Annotated in this window: 18 protein-coding genes; 5 read left to right on the top strand and 13 right to left on the bottom strand. The window is 62.9% G+C overall.

Going from position 1 to position 18,784, the window contains the following annotated elements; all coding sequences use genetic code 11:
• The first annotated feature begins 137 nt into the window (after positions 1-137).
• Positions 138-683 carry an acyloxyacyl hydrolase gene (locus OIM99_RS08445; protein ID WP_311849891.1) on the top strand — a complete coding sequence of 182 codons (546 nt, stop codon included), beginning with the start codon at positions 138-140 and terminating at the stop codon, positions 681-683.
• A 186-nt stretch (positions 684-869) separates the two neighbouring features.
• On the opposite strand, the gene OIM99_RS08440 is transcribed toward OIM99_RS08445, so the two are convergent.
• The 7 genes from OIM99_RS08440 to OIM99_RS08410 form a co-directional block, all read right to left on the bottom strand.
• A complete protein-coding gene (locus OIM99_RS08440; protein ID WP_409371488.1) occupies positions 870-1,367 on the bottom strand; it encodes an RNA pyrophosphohydrolase in 498 nt (165 codons plus the stop codon).
• A gap of 115 nt (positions 1,368-1,482) precedes the next feature.
• Entirely contained in the window at positions 1,483-2,730 is a 1,248-nt protein-coding gene (locus OIM99_RS08435) for a divergent polysaccharide deacetylase family protein (protein WP_311849889.1), read from the bottom strand.
• Positions 2,731-2,906: 176 nt separating this feature from the next.
• A complete protein-coding gene (locus tag OIM99_RS08430) occupies positions 2,907-4,370 on the bottom strand; it encodes a S41 family peptidase (RefSeq protein WP_409371487.1) in 1,464 nt (487 codons plus the stop codon).
• Positions 4,370-5,764, bottom strand: a complete 1,395-nt coding sequence (locus OIM99_RS08425; RefSeq protein WP_311849888.1) for a peptidoglycan DD-metalloendopeptidase family protein — start codon at positions 5,762-5,764, stop codon at positions 4,370-4,372. Before OIM99_RS08425 ends, OIM99_RS08430 begins: the two co-directional genes overlap by 1 nt.
• Positions 5,765-5,898: 134 nt before the next feature.
• The gene (gene rlmH, locus OIM99_RS08420) at positions 5,899-6,381 is read right to left on the bottom strand and encodes a 23S rRNA (pseudouridine(1915)-N(3))-methyltransferase RlmH (protein WP_311849887.1); all 483 of its coding nucleotides are present in this window, start codon (positions 6,379-6,381) and stop codon (positions 5,899-5,901) included.
• 245 nt (positions 6,382-6,626) lie between these two features.
• Positions 6,627-6,962, bottom strand: coding sequence for a ribosome silencing factor (rsfS, locus tag OIM99_RS08415; RefSeq protein ID WP_409371486.1), 336 nt, complete (start codon positions 6,960-6,962; stop codon positions 6,627-6,629).
• Between the two features lie 299 nt (positions 6,963-7,261).
• On the bottom strand, positions 7,262-7,942 hold the full coding sequence (locus OIM99_RS08410; protein WP_311849886.1) for an FCD domain-containing protein: 681 nt from the start codon (positions 7,940-7,942) through the stop codon (positions 7,262-7,264).
• A 198-nt stretch (positions 7,943-8,140) separates the two neighbouring features.
• On the opposite strand from OIM99_RS08410, the gene OIM99_RS08405 reads away from it, so the two are divergent.
• From OIM99_RS08405 to OIM99_RS08395, 3 genes are all read left to right on the top strand, one after another.
• A complete protein-coding gene (locus tag OIM99_RS08405; RefSeq protein ID WP_311849885.1) occupies positions 8,141-9,031 on the top strand; it encodes a VOC family protein in 891 nt (296 codons plus the stop codon).
• 36 nt (positions 9,032-9,067) lie between these two features.
• The gene (locus OIM99_RS08400; RefSeq protein WP_311849884.1) at positions 9,068-9,835 is read left to right on the top strand and encodes an amidohydrolase family protein; all 768 of its coding nucleotides are present in this window, start codon (positions 9,068-9,070) and stop codon (positions 9,833-9,835) included.
• A 175-nt stretch (positions 9,836-10,010) separates the two neighbouring features.
• Entirely contained in the window at positions 10,011-10,667 is a 657-nt protein-coding gene (locus OIM99_RS08395; protein WP_311849883.1) for a hypothetical protein, read from the top strand.
• Between the two features lie 8 nt (positions 10,668-10,675).
• On the opposite strand, the gene prpB is transcribed toward OIM99_RS08395, so the two are convergent.
• From prpB to OIM99_RS08375, 4 genes are all read right to left on the bottom strand, one after another.
• Positions 10,676-11,590: a methylisocitrate lyase gene (prpB, locus tag OIM99_RS08390; RefSeq protein WP_311849882.1), complete on the bottom strand. Its 915-nt coding sequence runs from the start codon at positions 11,588-11,590 to the stop codon at positions 10,676-10,678.
• Positions 11,591-11,780: 190 nt separating this feature from the next.
• On the bottom strand, positions 11,781-12,968 hold the full coding sequence (gene prpC, locus OIM99_RS08385) for a 2-methylcitrate synthase (RefSeq protein ID WP_311849881.1): 1,188 nt from the start codon (positions 12,966-12,968) through the stop codon (positions 11,781-11,783).
• A gap of 9 nt (positions 12,969-12,977) precedes the next feature.
• A complete protein-coding gene (locus OIM99_RS08380) occupies positions 12,978-14,528 on the bottom strand; it encodes an MmgE/PrpD family protein (RefSeq protein ID WP_311849880.1) in 1,551 nt (516 codons plus the stop codon).
• Positions 14,525-14,947: an acyl-CoA thioesterase gene (locus OIM99_RS08375; protein ID WP_311849879.1), complete on the bottom strand. Its 423-nt coding sequence runs from the start codon at positions 14,945-14,947 to the stop codon at positions 14,525-14,527. The genes OIM99_RS08380 and OIM99_RS08375 overlap by 4 nt, the downstream gene beginning before the upstream one ends.
• A gap of 146 nt (positions 14,948-15,093) precedes the next feature.
• Here OIM99_RS08375 and OIM99_RS08370 point away from each other — a divergent pair, with 146 nt between their 5' ends.
• Complete coding sequence (locus OIM99_RS08370; protein ID WP_311849878.1) at positions 15,094-16,506, top strand: short-chain fatty acyl-CoA regulator family protein; 1,413 nt, start codon at positions 15,094-15,096, stop codon at positions 16,504-16,506.
• Between the two features lies 1 nt (position 16,507).
• Here OIM99_RS08370 and OIM99_RS08365 read toward each other — a convergent pair whose 3' ends face one another.
• Complete coding sequence (locus tag OIM99_RS08365; RefSeq protein ID WP_311849877.1) at positions 16,508-17,698, bottom strand: FAD-dependent monooxygenase; 1,191 nt, start codon at positions 17,696-17,698, stop codon at positions 16,508-16,510.
• An 88-nt stretch (positions 17,699-17,786) separates the two neighbouring features.
• Positions 17,787-18,782: a tripartite tricarboxylate transporter substrate binding protein gene (locus OIM99_RS08360; protein ID WP_311849876.1), complete on the bottom strand. Its 996-nt coding sequence runs from the start codon at positions 18,780-18,782 to the stop codon at positions 17,787-17,789.
• Positions 18,783-18,784 lie beyond the last annotated feature (2 nt).

Here is an 18,784-nt window from a genome sequence, read left to right as displayed (position 1 = left end):
TCATTAACCATGCCAGCGCACAGTCCATCGATCGTTAACCACCTGATTCCGGTTTCGGATTCAACGGCCTGGACCAATTTATGCGACGGCGCGGACGCGGCGCGGTGCCCGCCCTGCTCATCAGGGCGTCGTCATGGATGCTTTTAGCGGCAGTCTCGGCACTTGAAGTGACCGGCATTGCCCATGCGGGCGACGTGCCAGGCTCGACCTTCGATCCATCGGGCTTCGAACTGCGCCTCGGCACCTTCGTCCACGACAGCCTCAGCCCGGAACGCGGCAGCGCCGACATCAATGCGGAAGCCTTGATGCATCTGTTCCGGCCGGCCCCCTCCGCCTTGTCCTGGCTGACGCCGCGCTGGCATGTCGGCACGACGATCAACACCGCCGGCAAGACCAGTTCGCTCTACACGGGCCTGACCTGGACCTTCGATCTGACGCCCAGACTCTTCGCCGAACTCTCATTAGGCGGCGCCGTTCACAATGGAACCATCGGCCGCATTCCCGTGGCCGGTCATAACGCCATGGGCTGTCGCGCCGCCTTCCGCGAAAGCCTGTCGCTTGGCTATCGTTTCACCCAGCAATTCGCGCTGATGGGCACGCTCGAACATATGTCGAATGCCGGCCTCTGCGCGCAAAATCGCGGCCTGACCAATTTCGGCCTGCGCGCCGCTTGGACGTTCTAAGAGTCGGACCCAGAAATCTTGGTGTCATACCGGACGCCGCAGGCGATCCGGTATCCAGGGCAAATGGAAGAATGTTCAACGCCTCAAAATTTTGCCACACGCTCCTGGATCCCGGATCGCTTGCTACGCAGGTGTCCGGGATGACACACAGAGACGCGCGTATCTTGCATCAGACGCCTATCGTGTTCATCGCATCAAAGGCGCGAAGATCGTCACGACCTGCTCATAGACCGGCCGTTTGAACGGAATGATCAACGACGGCAGATTGACCATCGGTTCCCAGCGCCAGGCATCGAACTCAGGCTTATGGCCACCGGGCGGATGTTCGATATTGATTTCATCGTCGGCGCCGGTGAAGCGGAACGCGAACCACTTCTGTGTCTGGCCGCGATATTTGCCGCGCCACGATTGCTGGGCGATGTCGTCGGGCAGGTCGTAGGCGAGCCAGTCCGGCGCTTCGGCGATCAGGGTCACGGAGGTGACGCCCGTCTCTTCCATCAATTCGCGGTGCGCCGCCGCCAAAGGCTCTTCACCGTCGTCGATGCCGCCTTGCGGCATCTGCCACTCATGTCCCGGCGCCACATGTTCGACGAGGTTTTTGTTGCGGCGGCGGCCAATGAAGGCCAGGCCATCGCGATTGAGCAGCATCACGCCGACACACGGACGGTACGCGTCTTTCACCATCATCGCCTCTATCGATCTCACAGTGTTTTGCAGTTTGACTTAGGCAAACGCCACAAAGACGCGTTAAAACAATGAGCCTCGGCAAAATTGCGTTTCTACCGAAACGCAATTTGCTCTAGCGGCGCGTGCGTGACGAGACAGCCGATCCGCGCACCGCCAGCGCGCTTATAGGAACCAGCGTTATGCCGCGGTTCTCCAACGTTTTGGTGAAACGCGCAACACGCTCCATCACGATAGGCAGACCGCTCGCCGTGCCGACGGCCATGCCCTTGTCCCGCGCCATGCTCTCGAGCTGCGCCAGGGCCACGTCGATCTCATCGGCGCTACGGCTGTCGATCAAAAGATCGGCGCCGACGAAAGCGGTATTGGCGCCTTGGCTCAAGGAGCGGGCAAGCGAACGCGGCGAACTGGCATCATCCAGATAAAGCAGGCCGCGCTGGCCGATCTCGCGCAACACCGGCGAGAAGGCCGGCTCGCTGGCAGTGAACCGCGCGCCGAGGAAACCAGCAATACCGATATAGCCCTGGAACCGGCTCATCTGCCAACGCAGGTTGTCGACGATCTGGCCTTTGTCCTGCGAGGTCTTGAGCACGAAGGGACCGGGATCGTCGCTTTCGCCGAAACTTTCCATCGGCGATTGCAGGATGACTTCATGGCCGGCGCTGCGCGCTTCCGCCACCAGACTGTCGAGTTCGCTGCCATAGGGCGCGAAGCCCAAGGTCACCGCGCCGGGCAGTTGATTGATCGCCTCGCGCGTCAAGGCGATATTGAGTCCCATGCCACCGATCATCAGCGCCAGCTTCGCCGGGGCGCGTCCATCGGCCCGATTAATCAGCGGCCGCGCGTAAACCTCCATCGGCCGCGACCCATCGGCGCCGATCTTCGGCAGCGGCCCATAGGGCCCCTTCTCGACCAGGCGGCGATCCGGCGCCGGCGTCAATTGCATGTCGAATGTCTTGGGCACTTGGATGATCAGCCCGGCCGGCACATCGCCGCCCTCGGTGCCGCGCGTGACCTTGACGCCCGTCGCGGCCTCGACTTCGGCGCCGCTGGCGCGCGGCGGGATCGAGCCGGTGACATCGGGCGCCGTAGCGACAGGCCCTGCGGCCGGCGGCGCGGCAGCCGCCGGCTTCTCCGGCGCAACCCGTTCGATGCGCGCCACCGCATAGGGCTCGCCGTTCGAATCCTTGCCGCGCCACACCAGCACGCTGATGCCGACCACCGCGACGACGCTGGCGCCGATCGCCAATTGCCGGGCCGACAAATGGCTTGGCGGTCCACGACGCCGCTGGTTCAATCCAAGCGGCGCATGCAGAGGGGAACCGGAAAGCGAGTCAAATTCGTCCTGCTCTGGACCCTTCATGCCAGTCCGTCCACCAATTCCATAGTCCCGCACACGCCAAGCCTCCGAAGCAAAGCCTTCAGAAGCCTTCGAATCAGAAGGCCCGGCGCCGCATTTTCATGCGACACGCCGGGCCAGTCGAGTTGAAATCTTCAACTTGATCGCATCTGGCCCGCAGGCCAGGCGCGATGAACGCCTTACTTCACCGTTTCCGGCTGCTTCTCGACAGGAGCCGGAGCCGGCTGCGCCGGAGCAGGAGCGCCAGGTGTCGGCGCGGCCGCGGGTGCCGCCGGAGCCGGCGCAGGGGCCGGAGTTGCCGGCGTCTGCGCCGCAGCCATCAGTTCCTTCTTGTTCTGCTCGACGAGTTCCGCCGCCTTCTTCTGGCCGCGCAACAGTTCGGCAGCCGCGATGAGCTGCTTGTCCTTGGTCGGATCGGCCGGCACATAGGCCTGCGAACCGCCCTTCTCGTCATCGCCATTCTTCAGATGGCCGCGCAGCGCCGCTTCACCCTTGGTGGAGTCGCGGCCCTTAAACTCATCCGGCACTTCCTGCAGGATCTGGATATCGGGATCGATACCCTTGGCCTGGATCGAACGGCCCGACGGCGTGTAGTAGCGCGCCGTGGTCAGGCGTAGCGCGCCATTGTTCTGGCCGAGCGGAATGATCGTCTGCACCGAACCCTTGCCAAACGAACGGGTGCCGAGAATGGTCGCCCGCTTGTGATCCTGCAGCGCACCGGCGACGATTTCCGACGCCGAGGCGGAACCACCGTTGATCAAGACGACGATCGGCTTGTTCTTGGCGAGTTCACCACCCGGCTTGGCGTTGTAACGCTGCGTCTCGTCGGCGTTGCGGCCGCGCGTCGAGACGATCTCGCCGCGCTCCAGGAAGGCGTTCGACACATAGATCGACTGATCGAGCAAGCCGCCCGGATTGTTGCGCAGGTCGATGATGAAGCCCTTGAGCTGGTCGCCCGGCTTCTCCGACTGCATCTTCTGGATGGCGCTCTTCAGTCCATCGAACGTCTGTTCGTTGAACTGGGTGACGCGGATATAGCCGACGTCATCGCCTTCCATGCGCGAACGCACGGCCCGAATCTGAATGCGATCGCGGGTGATGCGGAACTCTTTCTGTTCACGCGACGCGCCGCGCACCACGGTCAGCTTGACGCTGGTGTTGATGGCGCCACGCATCTTGTCGACCGCCTGATTGAGCGTCAAACCTTGCGTCTGCTCATCGTCGATGGCGGTGATCACGTCGCCGGCCATGATGCCTGCACGGGACGCCGGCGTATCGTCGATCGGCGTTACGACTTTGACGAAACCGTCTTCCTGGGTGACTTCGATGCCGAGGCCGCCGAACTCGCCGCGCGTCTGCACCTGCATGTCGCGGAAGCTCTTGGCGTCCATATAGCTCGAATGCGGATCGAGGCTGGTGAGCATGCCATTGATGGCCGACTCGATCAGTTTCTGCTCGGACGGCTTCTCGACATAGTCGGTACGCACCTTCTCGAAGACGTCACCGAACAGGTTCAAGCTCTTGTAGGTCTCGGAGACGGCGGCACGCGCTGCCATGCCATCGACCAAGTTCAAATGCGACACGGCCGTGGCCGCACCCGCACCCACCGCTGCACCCAATAAAATGAGGGATAGTTTCCGCATTATCCGCGAACCTTCTCAGCTACCGGCTTCGCCCACCAGGGCGATGAATCTATGGCCGTCCCGTCTTTCCGAAACTCTACATAGAGAATGGGTTGAGTCGCGCCAATGGCAAGGGCGGCGGCATTCCTGGCCGACGCATCTCCCATGAGCCCAACGGGTTCGCCCGAAAGGACAAACTGACCAACCTCGACATTGTTCCGGGCCATTCCAGCGAGCAGTATATAATATCCGCCGCCAGCGTTGATGATTAATAATTGTCCATAGGTTCGGAAAGTGCCCGAAAACAACACCCACCCATCAATCGGCGAGGCGACGACCGCACCTGGTCGTGTGCCGATATAAAGCCCACGCTCGGCACTGCCGAACCCGTCCGGTTCGCCGAATTTCTTCACAATCGAGCCCGAAACCGGCATGGGAAGCATGTTTTTGGCCTCGGAAAAGGCCATTGCCGGCTGCAAACGTGAGGAATCGGCCGGTTTACGCGGATCCGGCGGCTTGATCGCGGCCATTTGCTGGCGCTCCACTTCCGCCTTCTGGGCGGCCTCAGCGGCCCGCCGGGCGCTCTCAACCTCCCCTTCCATGCGGGCGATCAAATCCTTGAGATCGAGCGCCTGGCGGCTGAGCTGCTGCGCTTTGCCGCGCTCCGTGGTCAGTGCCTGTTCGGTCACGCCCATGGCCGTCTGACGGGCATCGATGAGGCCGGCGAGACGCTGTCGCTCGGCCGCCATGGTCTTCACCTCGCCATCGAGCCGCTCCCGCTCCACGGCGATGGCTTTGCGCAGTTCCACCAACTCATTGAGATCATTGACCAGAACCTGCGTCTCGGCGCGCAGCTCCGGCACCACCCCGCCGAGCATCATCGAGGTGCGGATCGCTTTCAGAATGTCTTCCGGGGCGATCAACAGAGCGGGCGGCGGATTGCGGCCCATGCGCTGAAGGCTAGCGAGGATTTCGGCGATGACTCCGCGCCGCGCTTCCAACGACTTGCGGATCGCTTGTTCGGCGGTGACCGAACTTTCCAGCCGGCGCTCCACCTCACTGATGCTGGTTTCGGCGGCCTGCACTTTCGCCGTCGTCTCGACCAAAGCCGTATTCAGCCGCGCCCGATCGGTCTTGATCGCTTCGAGTTCGGTTTCGATCTTGCGGCGTTGCTCATCCGACAGGCGCAGACCCTGCTCGATCGCCCGCAATTCCTCCTGGCGCACCTCGATCCGGCTGCGCTCATTGGCGGGCGGCGTGACGGACGGCGCCGGGGTTGCTGGCGCCGGCTGCGTCTGCCCTCTCGCCGCAACGAGGCCAAAGCCAAGCGCCACACCCAGCGCCAGAACCGATGCGCCGGCGAAGCGAAGCCGGCGAAATCCGGACGCCGAGAGAAGGAACGGGCTGCGCTGCATGGTCTCTTACCGGCCGCTGAACGAGGGCGCCGCCGCGGCCGGGTTCGGGGGCGCTGTGATCACGAGATGGACGCCGATTGCGGCGATTCGCAGCCAGCATAGTGGCACGGGAGCCTTTTCGCCGCGAACGCCTTTCACACCCGATGATAGGGATGACCGGCCAGAATGGTGATGGCGCGATAGATCTGCTCCGTCGCCATGATGCGCACGAGCTGGTGCGGCCAGGTCATCGCGCCAAAGGCGATCACCTTATGCGCCTTGGCCCGCAAGTCCGGATCGATCCCATCGGGACCGCCGATGACGAGCGCATAGGCCGGCGCACCTTCATCGCGGGCGCGGCCGATATCGGCAGCGAAATCGGCGCTGCTGATGGCGCGGCCCCGCTCGTCGAGCACGATGAGACGGGCGCCGTCGGCGATGAAGCCGGCAAGGGCCTTCGCCTCTTCCGCCTTGCGATCTTCGACGCGGCGCGCCCGCCCCTCATCGATTTCTTTCATCTCGACGCCACTCAGCGCCACACCGCGCGCGCTCGCCTGCGCACGCTCCAGATAGCGCGCGCATAAATCCCGCTCCGCTCCATTCTTCAGCCGGCCGACCGCCGCGAGAATGATTTTCACGGCGGGGCCGCTTTCGAAGAGAGGTGCTTTTGAAAGACGTGCGTCATGACTGTTGGACGTTTGCTATTGCAAGATCGCACCATCGGATGCCACGCGGCGCCGACAACGTCCATCGCAGATGCGCAAATCCCATCTCCGCCGCAAAATGCGGCGGCCTTTGCGCAACCCGGTCCGCGGCCCGCCTCGTACGGGCTCGGACAGCGATCAGGCGGTCACAGCAGGACGATCGAGATCGGAACGACCGATCAGGATTGTCGCGCCTGAGCCTCGTTAGGCCGGTCGCCACCCCACATCTTTTCAAGATTGTAGAATTTGCGGACTTCCGGCCGGAAGATATGGACGATCAGATCGCCCGCATCCACCACCACCCAATCACAATGCGGCAGGCCTTCGACGCGCGGCGAATCGATGCCGGCATCCTTGCAGGCCTTCACGACGCTTTCGGCGATCGCGCCCACATGCACATTCGACCGTCCGGACGCGATGAGCATCGTGTCCGCGAGGGTCGTTTTGCCGGCGAGTTCGATAGAGATGATCTCTTCCGCCTTCAGGTCTTCAAGGCTCTGCAACACGTTCTGCACTAAGCTTCCGGTTTCAAGGCCACGCGGCGAGGGAACCGGGTGAAGCGGCGCCAGGGCTGCTTCCAGATGAACGGTGCTTGTCAGTGCGACTTCTCCTTGACCTCGCGCATCCAACAAATTTTGCGCGACACTCTATAAATGGACCCGATTCGCGACAATTTCAATTCAACCGGAACGATTGGACGAAATCGCCTGAAAAGAGTGCGATAGAAGCAACACTCCGGGCCGGAAAACCGCCCTCGCCGGGGTAAGATTCCGTTGAGGCCCCAGCAGTGGTGCGGGACTACCTTTCCCCTGGCCTATTCCACATATTGCGCGACGTGCGCCGCCGTTTTGGCGATGTGATCGCGCATCAAAGCGGCCGCGGTGGCCTTATCGCGCGCCAGGGCCGCTTCCAGAATGCGGCGGTGTTCGGCCGAACCGTTACGCGCCCCTGTCCGGTTGAAGGCGTAGAGGCTGCGATAGCGCTGCGACTGGTCGAACAGCGACGAACATTGCTCCTGCAACCGCTCCGATCCGCAGGCCGAGACCAGCGCCATGTGAAAATCCTTATGCCGCTCGATCCAGATCTCCGCATGCAATCGCTCCGGTCGCGGCAGTTTGCTCTCCACCGCATCGAGCCGATCGAGGGCGTCGATAATCCTTGTCTCCCAGGACTTTTGGCCACGTTCGATCGAATCGACCAGACCATGCACTTCGATGACCAGGCGAAAATGCGTGATGTCGTTGAGATCGCCGAGCGAGGCCCGCGCCGCGCGAAAGCCGCGCCGCTGGTCGGCAACGACAAAATCTTCCGCCGCCAACCGCGTCAACGCCTCGCGCAGCGGACTGCTGGAAAAGCCAAACTGCCGCTGCAACGCATCGACCTTCAGCTTCGCCCCCGGCGCGATCCGTGCCGTGACGATCTCATGCTTGATCGCGCGATAGGCGGCCTCCGATCGCACGGTCTCCGTTTCTGAAACGTCACTCTGGTTCGTCATGCTCGCGCCTGCCGCCGGGCATCCTCGGCCAATTTAATTTTTATGCATAAAATATAGTCCATGTAAATCCCACTTAAGAATAAGCCTATGGATATCCCTGCCATGATATCTTCGGCTTGCGTATCCCAAATTTTTATGCATAAAAATGAGCATAACCGCGCCAATCCAGTGGCGCCCAAAATCGACGGGAGCGAACGCATGATTCAGGTGAAGCGACTGGGGCACGCCACTTTCTCGACGCCTGATCTGGACCGCCAAACCGACTACTGGACGCACGTGATGGGACTGTCGCTGGTCGACCGTTCGCCAAAGCGCGCCATTCTCGCCAGCAAACTCGGACAGGAATCGGTCGTCCTCGAAACCGCCGATTATGCCGACCTGCAGCGCATCGCCTTCCAGGTGGCACCGGGCACCGACCTGAAAGCTCTGGCGCAGAAGCTGCAAAAGGAAGGTGTGGCCAGCGACCGGCAATCCGACCCGACGCCCGGCGTCGCCGACTGCCTGACCTTTACCGACCCGAAAGGCACCACCGTCGAGATTTTCGCCGACTGTCGGTTTCACAAGCGCGATGCCAGCGAAGGCGGCGTCAATCCGCTGAAAATCGGCCACGTCGCCTCGCGCGTCAACGATGTGCAGAAGGTCGCCAAATTCTATCAGGAGTTTCTCGGCTTCCGCGTCTCCGACTGGCTCGGCGATCACTTCGTCTTCATGCGCTGCGGCATCGAACATCACACCGTGAACTTCGTGCAATATGAAACGCAGCGCCTGCATCACGTCGCCTTCGAAGTGAAGGACTGGGCCGCCATTCATCACGCCTGCGAAGTGCTGACGCGCAACGAAATCCAGCTCGTGTGGGGACCGCTGCGCCACATCGTCGGCCATAACGTGGCCGCCTATCACCGCAACAGCGATGACCTGCGCATCGAATGCTATTGCGAAATGGACATCATGGCCGACGAGGAATTGGGCTATTGGCAGCCCCGTCCCTGGCATGAGGAAATGCCGCTGCGGCCGAAGAAATGGCCGAAGGAGACGTGGCGCAGCGCTTGGGGCTTCGGCTCCTTCGGGACGTTCCCTGGCTATCCATAAAGACCAAACGTCCGCTGCACGAAGGGTAGGGCGCAGATGGCCAAAGCACGGCATTCATTTCAGCTCGCCATCGTCCTGACGCTCGCTGGCACTGGCTTGGCGCAGGCGCAAGGTGCGGACGGCTATTTCAAGGGCAAGACGCTCACCATCGCCGTCGGCGGCACGGCGGGTGGCGGCATCGACATCGGCGCGCGCATGCTGGCGCAATATATCGGCAAATACTATCCAGGCGAGCCGCGCGACGCCGGCCTGCGCGTGTCGCTAGCCCCGCCCATTGAAATGACGATGGGCCACGGCATGCCCGGCATTCAAGGCGCGCTCGATCATGGCATCCGGCCGAGCCTGAGTTCCGACGTCGACGCCACCATGGCGCAGGACCCCTTCACGATCATGCGCACGACGCTGACCTTGCAGCGGGCGCTCGTCCTGCAGCGCGAGCGCCAAGGCGAAAAGAACCTGCCGCCGCTGCTGACCGCCCGGGACGTACTCGAATTCGCCACTATCGAGGGCGCACGCTGCGCCCATCTCGACCACAAGACCGGTAGCCTCACCCCCGGCAAACAGGCCGATCTCATTCTCCTGCGCACCGACAGTCTCTCGGCCTGGCCGATCAACAATGCGGTGGGCGCTGTCGTCAATGTGATGAACCCGAGCCACGTCGACACCGTGATGATCGACGGCAAGATGAAGAAATGGCGGGGCCACATGGTCGGCGTCGACACGGCCCGCGTTCTGCGCCTCGCCGAGGAAGCGCGCGCCGGCGTCCTGCAACGCTGCGGCTTCAAGCGCGATCTGCTGGAATAATCACCCAAATTCGAGTTGCGAGGGCGATTCGAATATCCGATGTGCGAAATCGCACAGTCCGTACACGGACAATTTTGTCCACTCCGGGCGCGCGAGGACCTTCGCGCCGGCCCTGGCACCTCTTCGACATCAGCCCTGTCAGCGACCGTCAAATCCTGACATCTCGGACCATGCGATGAGCATCGAAACCCTGCGCACGACCATCGATCGTCACGTCAGCGCCCTCCTCGACATCTGCCCCGCCTATCGGGCCAGTATCGATGAGATCACCATGGCGGATTATCACGAACTGCTCGGGCAATTGTTTCATCATGTCTCCGGCTCGTCCTGCACATTCGCCATTGCCGGCGACAATCTCGGCCCCGACCGGCCCGAGGCGCGCGACTATCTGAAACGCCATGCGGCGCGGGAGAAATCGCGCTGGCAGTGGATTCGCAACGATCTCGCCGCCACCCGCTACGAGGGACCGGACCCCGATGGTCAGTTTCCCGGCGTCGAAACGACCGCCTATCTCGCCCTCAGCCACTATGTCGCCTATCGCATGCCTTTGGCGAAGCTCGCCATCGCCGCCATGCTGGATGCGGTCAGCGCGCGCCTCGGCAATGGCTCGGCGCTTCAGATCGTGCAGGCGTTGGGGCTGACGCCCGAGGAAACCAGCTTCCTGCTCGCGCGCCAGACCGGCGACGGCACCGTCACCGAAGAAATCTTCGATATTCTGCGACGCTCCCGGCTCACCGAACAGGAATGGCATGACGTGATCTGGGCGACGGAAGTCGCCGCCGTGCTCTATCAGCGCGTTCGCGCGGCGCAACGCCTTTACACCTTTCACTGAGATAGCTTCTATTCGGCGGCACGCGGCACGATCGTCGCCACGATCGAGGCATCAAGGGCTTCGAAGGCCTTGAGATCGATCAGATCATAAAGCTCGGCGCGGGTTTGCATGTCGCCGAGCAGCGCCTTGCTGCTGCCATCGCGACGCAAAGTGGCATAGAGCCGTTCCTGCGCCTTATTGGCCATGCGCAAGGACGAGACCGGCCAGATCACCATGCGATAGCCCATCGCCTCGAATTCCGCCGCCGTGAAGAACGGCGTGCGACCGAACTCCGTCATATTGGCGAGCAGCGGCACACCGGGCAAAGCGCGGGCGAAGGCGCGGAACATCTCTGCGTCGGTCAGTGCTTCGGGAAAGATCGCATCGGCGCCGGCTTCCAGATAAAGCTTGGCGCGCGCCACCGCGCCATCAAAGCCCTCGCTCGCCGCCGCATCGGTGCGCGCGATGATGTAGAGATGCCGGCGCGCCCGCGCCGCCGCCGCCACTTTCGCCGCCATATCCCGCGCATCGGCCAGTTTCTTGTCGTTGAGATGGCCGCATTTCTTCGGCAGCAACTGATCTTCGATATGGACGGCACCGGCGCCCGCATCCTCGAACGTGCGCACCATATGCATGACGTTGAGCGCTTCGCCATAGCCCGTGTCGCCATCGACGAGAAGCGGCAGACCGCTCGCCCGCGCCACCTGGCGAATGAAGAAGGCCACTTCGTCGACAGTGATGACGCCGAGATCGGGCAGGCCCATGGACGCCGTCATCGCCGCGCCGGACAGATAGAGCGCTTCGAACCCGGCCGCCTTGGCCTGCAAGGCGGCCATGCCGTTATGCGCGCCGGGCATCGGCAAGATGCCGCCGCGCGCGATCAAGGCGCGAAAGCGCTGTCCGGCCGGCTCCTGCGGCAGATCGGAAGCAACGAGATAAGGCATGGTCTTTCCTTTTTTATAACGTTCCGAGCGGTCTCTCCCGTCATTGCGAGGAGTGCAACGACGAAGCAATCCAGGGGCGCGTGGTGGATTCTCAAGTAATGCCTGCAATGCGGGCGTATTTACGTCCAAGATCTATACCTTGATTCCTGGATTGCTTCGCTCCGCTCGCAATGACGGTAAGATATGTTGGCTAAGCGGCCCGCACCGTGGCCTCCGCCACACCGCGTTTATCCAGCGGCACGAAAACGCGATTTTCCGGCCCGATATAATGGGCGGAGGGACGAATGATCTTGTTGTCGGCGCGCTGTTCCATCACATGGGCGCTCCAGCCCGACGTGCGGGCGATGACGAAAAGCGGCGTGAACATCGCCGTCGGCACGCCCATCCTATGATAGGAGACCGCGCTGAACCAATCGAGATTGGCGAACATGTTCTTGGTCTGCGCCATCACCACCTCGATCCGCTCGGCAATGTCGAACATTTTCATCGATTGGGCCTCACGTGACAGGCGCTGCGCCACATCCTTGATCACCCGGTTCCGGGGGTCGGCGACGGTGTAGACTGGATGGCCGAAACCGATCACCACTTCCTTTTCGGCGACGCGGCGGCGGATATCGGCTTCCGCCTCATCGGCATCGCCGTAACGCTTCTGAATTTCGAACGCCACTTCATTGGCGCCGCCATGTTTCGGGCCGCGCAAAGCGCCGATCGCTCCGGTGATCGCCGAATAAATGTCGGCGCCGGTGCCGGCGATGGAGCGCGCCGTGAAGGTCGATGCGTTGAATTCATGTTCGGCATAGAGATTGAGCGACGTATGCATTGCCCGCACATGCTCTTGCGATGGGAACACACCATGCAGGAGATGCAGGAAATGGCCGCCAATGCTGTCGTCATCGGTCTCGACATCGATACGCCGGCCGTTGTGGGCAAAGTGATGCCAGTAGAGCAGCATCGAACCGAGGCTTGCCATCAGCCGGTCGGCGATGTCGCGGGCGCCCGGCGCGTTATGATCATGCGCCTCCGGCAGCACGCAGCCGAGCGCCGACACACCGCTGCGCATCACGTCCATCGGATGCGCCGCCGCCGGCAGCGCTTCCAAGGTCGTCCGCACGGCGGCGGGCAGGCCGCGCAGCGCCTTCAGTTTCCCCTGGTAGGCGGCGAGTTCCGTCACCGTCGGCAAAGTGCCATGCACCAGCAGATGGGCGATCTCCTCAAACGTGCAGGTCTCCGCCACGTCGAGAATGTCATAACCGCGATAATGCAGATCGTTGCCGCTGCGCCCGACGGTGCAGAGCGCCGTATTGCCGGCGATGACGCCGGACAGGGCCACGGATTTTTTCGGTGGCGGGTTCGTGCGATCGTTCGTCTCTGCGGCCATATTCTCCTCCTATTCGGCTGCGAGGCCAGCGGCACTGCCTTTGCGCCCATCGAAAATCCCTGATGCCTGCCGGCCTTGCAGTAGACCCGGATCGACCGAGAAGGAGAGGCTGCCAAGCTCCTGCGCCGTCAGCACCGGCAGCCGCTCCACCAGACCTAGAAAACGATCCTGTTCGGCACGCGCGACGATGCCCTCCGCCAGCGTGCGGAATTTCTCGACATATTGCGCCCGCTTGAACGGACGCGCGCCGAGCGGATGCGCATCGGCGACGGCGATTTCATCCTCGATTACCGATCCGTCGTTCAGGGTAATGACGACGCGGCCGCCAAAAGCCAGTTCCTTCGGATCGCGGCTGTGATAGCGCCGCGTCCATTCGGCGTCTTCGGCGGTCGAAATTTTATGCCAGAGCGCGATCGTCTCCGGCCGATTGGCGCGCGCGGGCGCATAGGACCGCTCGTGATGCCAGCCGCCGTCTTCCAGCGCGACGGCGAAAATATACATGATCGAATGATCCAGCGTTTCGCGGCTCGCCTTCGGATCCATCTTCTGCGGATCGTTGGCGCCGGTGCCGATCACATAATGGGTGTGATGGCTGGTGTGGATGACGATGCTGCGGATCGCGCCGAAGCCGCCCTTGGCTTGCACCTGCGGCCCCATGCGCCGCGCCAGATCGATCAAGGCCTGGCTCTGATATTCGGCCGAATGTTCTTTCGTGTAGGTATTGAGAATGGCGCGCTTGGCTTCGCCGCGTTCCGGCAGCGGCACGTGATATTCAGCCTTCGGGCCGCTGAGCAGCCAGGCGATGAACCCGTCCTCGCCCTCCCAGGCCGGTGACGGTGCGCCTTCGCCGCGCATGACGCGATCGACCGCCTCGATGGCCATCTTGCCGGCGAAGGCTGGCGCATAGGCTTTCCAGCTTGAAATTTCGCCCTTGCGCGATTGCCGCGTCGTCGTCGTCACATGCAGCGCCTGCTGCACCGCCTGATAGATCACCTCCGCCGGCAAGCCCAAAGCCGTGCCGATACCGGCCGCGGCCGAGGGACCGAGATGCGCGATGTGATCGATCTTGTGCTCGTGCAGACAGATGCCGGTGACGAGATCGACCTGGATTTCATAGCCGGTGGCAAGACCGCGCACGAGCGCCGCACCATCGAGGCCGCAATGCTGCGCCACCGCCAGGATAGGCGGAATATTGTCGCCGGGATGCGAGTAATCGGCGGCGAGATAAGTATCGTGAAAGTCGAGTTCGCGCACCGCCACGCCATTGGCCCAGGCCGCCCATTCCGGCGACAGGCGATGGTGCTGCGTGAGACCAAACACCGTGGCGCCCGGCTGGAACGGATGCGCCTCGGCCTGCGCCCGCGCGCTCGCCACCGGCCGGCGATTGAGCGAAGCCGCCGCCACCGCCGCATTGTCGATGACGCGATTGCCGATCATCTCGATCACGTCATCGGCGACATCGACCGGATCGCTCGCCACCTCGGCGATCTTCCAGGCCAACTGTCCCTCGCGCGGCAGGTTCTCGGCGGATTTATGCGTGCGAACGCTGTGCAACTTCACGTTGAACACTCCTTGCTTGGGGTTGAATTTGCGATTGCGACCGGTTGCCCTTCCGCATCGACGGCGACCATTTCGAAGGAGCCGCGCACGGCGAGGCGGCGGCTGCCTGAAACCAGGCCTTCCGACGTGACGTCGACCACCACGGTCATGGAGGATCGGCCAACCCGCACCACTTCAGCGGACAGCTCGATCAATTCGCCGACGCGCACCGGCACATGGAATTCGACCTTGTCGGATCGGGCCATGACGACAGACGCCCGCGCCCGCCGCGTCGCGGCGATGAAGGCCGCCTTGCCCATCAACGACAAGGCATGGCCGCCAAACAAGGTGCCGTAATGATTGGCCTGTTCCGGAAACACCATTTCGGTGAATCGGGCGCCGGTTTCGGTCGAGATTTCAGCCAGGGCGTCCTGCACCATCGCTCAAGCCCCTTGCCAATTCTCTTGCCAGACGAAACTGAGTTCGCAATATTCGCAATTCAAAAGGCAGGTAAAGAACTGAAAATGCGTAGATTTGCGAAGACTTGCATCAGGATTTGCGAAGCTTGCAAAGCTCGGAGGTCGTCATGAAGAAAGCCTTCGTCGGCGTGCGGCTGAAGCGGCTGCGCGAGGAACGGCAGATGACCCAGCAGGCGCTCGCCTCCGCCATCGGCCTGTCGCTCAGCTATCTCAACCAGATCGAAAACAATCAGCGCCCGCTCACCGTTCCCGTCCTGCTCAAACTCAACGCCGCCTTCGGCATCGATGTGCAACTGTTCTCCGAAGACGACGAAGCCCGCCTCATCGCCGATCTCAGGGAAGCGCTCACCGATCCGGCGCTGGGCGAACCGATCGCCTTGGCCGACACACGCGAACTGGCGAGTGCCATGCCCGCCGTCGGCCGCGCCCTCGTCGCTTTACACCGGCGCTATCGCCGGGCACTGGAACAATCGGCCGCGCTCGCCGCCCGCTTCGGCGACGACCGGCAAGATCGCATGCCTTTACCCGTCTCGACGCCGTTCGAGGAAGTGCGCGACTTCTTCTACGGCAAACACAACTATATCGCCGAACTCGACGAGGCGGCTGAGCGGATCGCCAGCGACGCCGAACTGCCCATCGGCAACAGCACGGCCGCGCTGGCGCAGCGCCTGCAAATGCGCCATGGCATTCGTGTCATCTCCGGCACGCCTGATGATGCCTTGCGCCACTTCGACCGCGAAGCCCGCGTGTTGCGCCTCTCGTCGCGCCTGCACCCCGGCCAGCAGATGTTCCAGATGGCCACACAAGTGGCGTTTCTTGAACAGGGCGAGACGATCGATCGAATCGTCACCGAAGGCGCGCTGGCGGACGAAGCCTCCCGCCGGCTCGCCCGCATCGGCCTCGCCAATTATTTCGCTGGCGCCCTGCTTTTGCCCTATGCCGCCTTTCGCGACAGGGCCGAGGCCTGCCGCTACGACATCGATGTGCTGAGCCAGCAGTTCGGCGTCGGTTTCGAGACCACGTGCCATCGTCTCAGCACCTTGCAGAAACCCGGCGCGCGCGGCGTGCCGTTTTTCTTCATCCGCGTCGACCGCGCCGGCAATATTTCCAAGCGCCAGTCGGCGACCGACTTTCACTTCTCGCGCATCGGCGGCACCTGCCCGCTGTGGAATGTCTACGAGGCCTTCGCGCAGCCGCAGCGCATTCTCACCCAACTGGCACGCATGCCCGACGAGCGCACCTATCTTTGGATCGCCCGCACGGTGTCGCACGGCCAGGGCGGCTATCATGCGCCGCGCAAGACCTTCGCAATCGCGCTGGGCTGCGACCTGCAACATGCTTCCCGCGTGGTCTATTCAGACGGGCTCGACCTGAAAAACCCCGCCGCCGCCACGCCGATCGGGGCCGGCTGCCGCATCTGCGAGCGCGAGGCGTGCCCGCAACGCGCTTTTCCGCCCGTCGGCAAGGCGCTGCAGGTGGACGACACGCGCAGCGCTTTCGCGCCCTATGGGGTGAACTGACTTACGCCACCGCCGGCTCGCGCCCGAGCCGCGCCAGCGCGTCCTTCTCGACGTCATAGTCATAAAGCGACTTGCGGAACTGCGCCGATGTGGCGATCTCGCGGTCGCGCTGTTCCAGGCTACCGCTGCGCGAATCGTAACGCAGACCATTGCGCCGCGCTTCCGCTTGGATCAAATCCGTGCGCGGACGCCGGAAGGCTTCATAAGCCTTCAGCACAGCCGGCACATCGGCTGGCGCATGGCCTTCAAGGAAGATTGACAGAGCGCAGCCATCCTCGATCGCCTGATTGGCGCCCTGGCCCAGATGCGGCAGCATCGCATGCGCCGCATCGCCCAGCAGCACGAGGCGGCCGTTGGTCCACGACGACAGCGGCAGGCGATCGTAAAGACCCCACCAGAAGCAGCTTTCAACTTTGGTCAGCAGATCGACAATCGGCGCATGCCAGCCGGCGAAAGACGCCGCCAGCTCATCGCGATCACCCACCGCCGACCAGGATTCGGCCAGTTCGTCACCCGTCGGCACGAAGCCGACATAGTTGAGCAGAGTGCCGCCGCGCACCGGAAACACCATGAAATGCTTGCCGTCGCCCATCCACACCTGATGGGTGCGATCGTTCCAGGTGGCGAGCTTGTCGCGCGACACGAGACCGCGATAGGCGCGCGAACCGGAATATTCCGGCGCCTGCGGCTCCACTACGAATTTCTGCAGAACCGATTGAATGCCGTCGGCGGCAATCACCACATCGGCTTCCGCCTGGGCGCCATGGGCGAAGAACAGGCGCGCCACCTGCTCGTCCTGCTCGAAGCCCGTGCAGCGATGGCCGGTGCGCACGCAGCCCTCCGGCAGCGCCGCCGCCAGCGCGTTCAGCATGTCGGCACGATGCATGCCATACATGCCGTTCCAACCGTTCGAATCCGTCGTCAGGATCGGACCGACGACGGTGCCATCCATGCGATAATATTGCGAACCGGGACCGACCTTGGCGCCAACTTGGCTCAACGGCCCTTGAAAGCCGATCCGTTCCAGAACCCGCAGACTGTTGGGATAGATGAACAGGCCGGCGCCGACTTCGCCCAGCGCCGCCGCTTGTTCATAGACCGTGACGTCGAAGCCGCGGCGCACCAGGAAGTTCGCCGCCGCCAGCCCACCCATGCCGCCGCCGACGATGGCGACGCGGAGTTTCCGTCCCATATTCACGTGCCTGTTCATTGTTTTTGCCTTCAGACTGTTTCGCACATCGTTGCGGGGTTGGCCAGAAGGCCAATGGTTGAGGGAGTGCTCAGCCGGAACCGATTTTGACGTTCGCCTGTTTGATGACACCGCCCCAAAGCTTCTCCTCGGCGGCGATGAAGGCTGCCGCCTCTTGCGGCGTGTTGCCGATCGGCTTGGCCGCCTGTTCGACAAACTTGCGCGTGACCTCCGGCGAGCGGATGATCGCCACCACGTCGCGATTGATCTTCTCGATCAGCGCATCGGGCGTGCCCGGAGGTGCCATCATGCCGTACCAGGCACCCGCCGAGAAACCGGGCAGACCTTGTTCCGACAAGGTCGGCACTTCCGGCACGTCGGACGAACGCTCCAGCGCGCACACGCCGATCATCTTCAACATGCCGGCACGATGCTGCGGCAGCGACTGTGAAATGTTGTCGAAGAAAATATCGACATGGCCGGCGACGAGATCGGCCAGCGCCGGCGCCGTGCCGCGATAAGGCACGTGATTGAATTTGACGCCCGCCCGGCTCTCGAACAAAGCCGCCGTCAGATGCGACGTGCTGCCATTACCCTGATTGGCGCAGTTGATGCCGCCCGGATTGGCTTTCGCCTTGGCGATCAATTCGGCGATCGTGGAAACGTCGAGCTTGTTGCTGACATCGACCACATTGGTGGCCGAGCCGATGATGGTGATCGGCTTGAACTTGGTCGGGTCGTAGCCGAGCTTGGGATAGAGATTGTGATTGATGGCGATCGGCGGCGGCGGCGCGGCGAGCAGCGTGTAGCCATCGGGCGGCGCAAAGGCCACTACTTCGGCGCCGAGATTGCCGCCGGCGCCCGGCCGGTTCTCGATGACCACAGGCTGTTTCCAGACCTGGGTCAGCACATCGGCGATCAAACGCGGCAGCGCGTCGGACGTACCACCAGCGGGAAACGGTACGACGATGCGCACGATCTGCTTCGGCCAATCGGCCTCTGGCCCGCCTTGGGCGCGCACGCCTTGCGGCAACAGTGCCGCGGCGCCTGAAGCCAGCAGCGCCGTGTTGAAGCGGCGACGATCCATCA

The sequence above is a fragment of the Methylocella sp. CPCC 101449 genome (genome assembly GCF_031921685.1).
Taxonomy (GTDB): Bacteria; Pseudomonadota; Alphaproteobacteria; order Rhizobiales; family Beijerinckiaceae; genus Terripilifer.
This window is presented reverse-complemented; position numbering and strand designations above follow the sequence as displayed.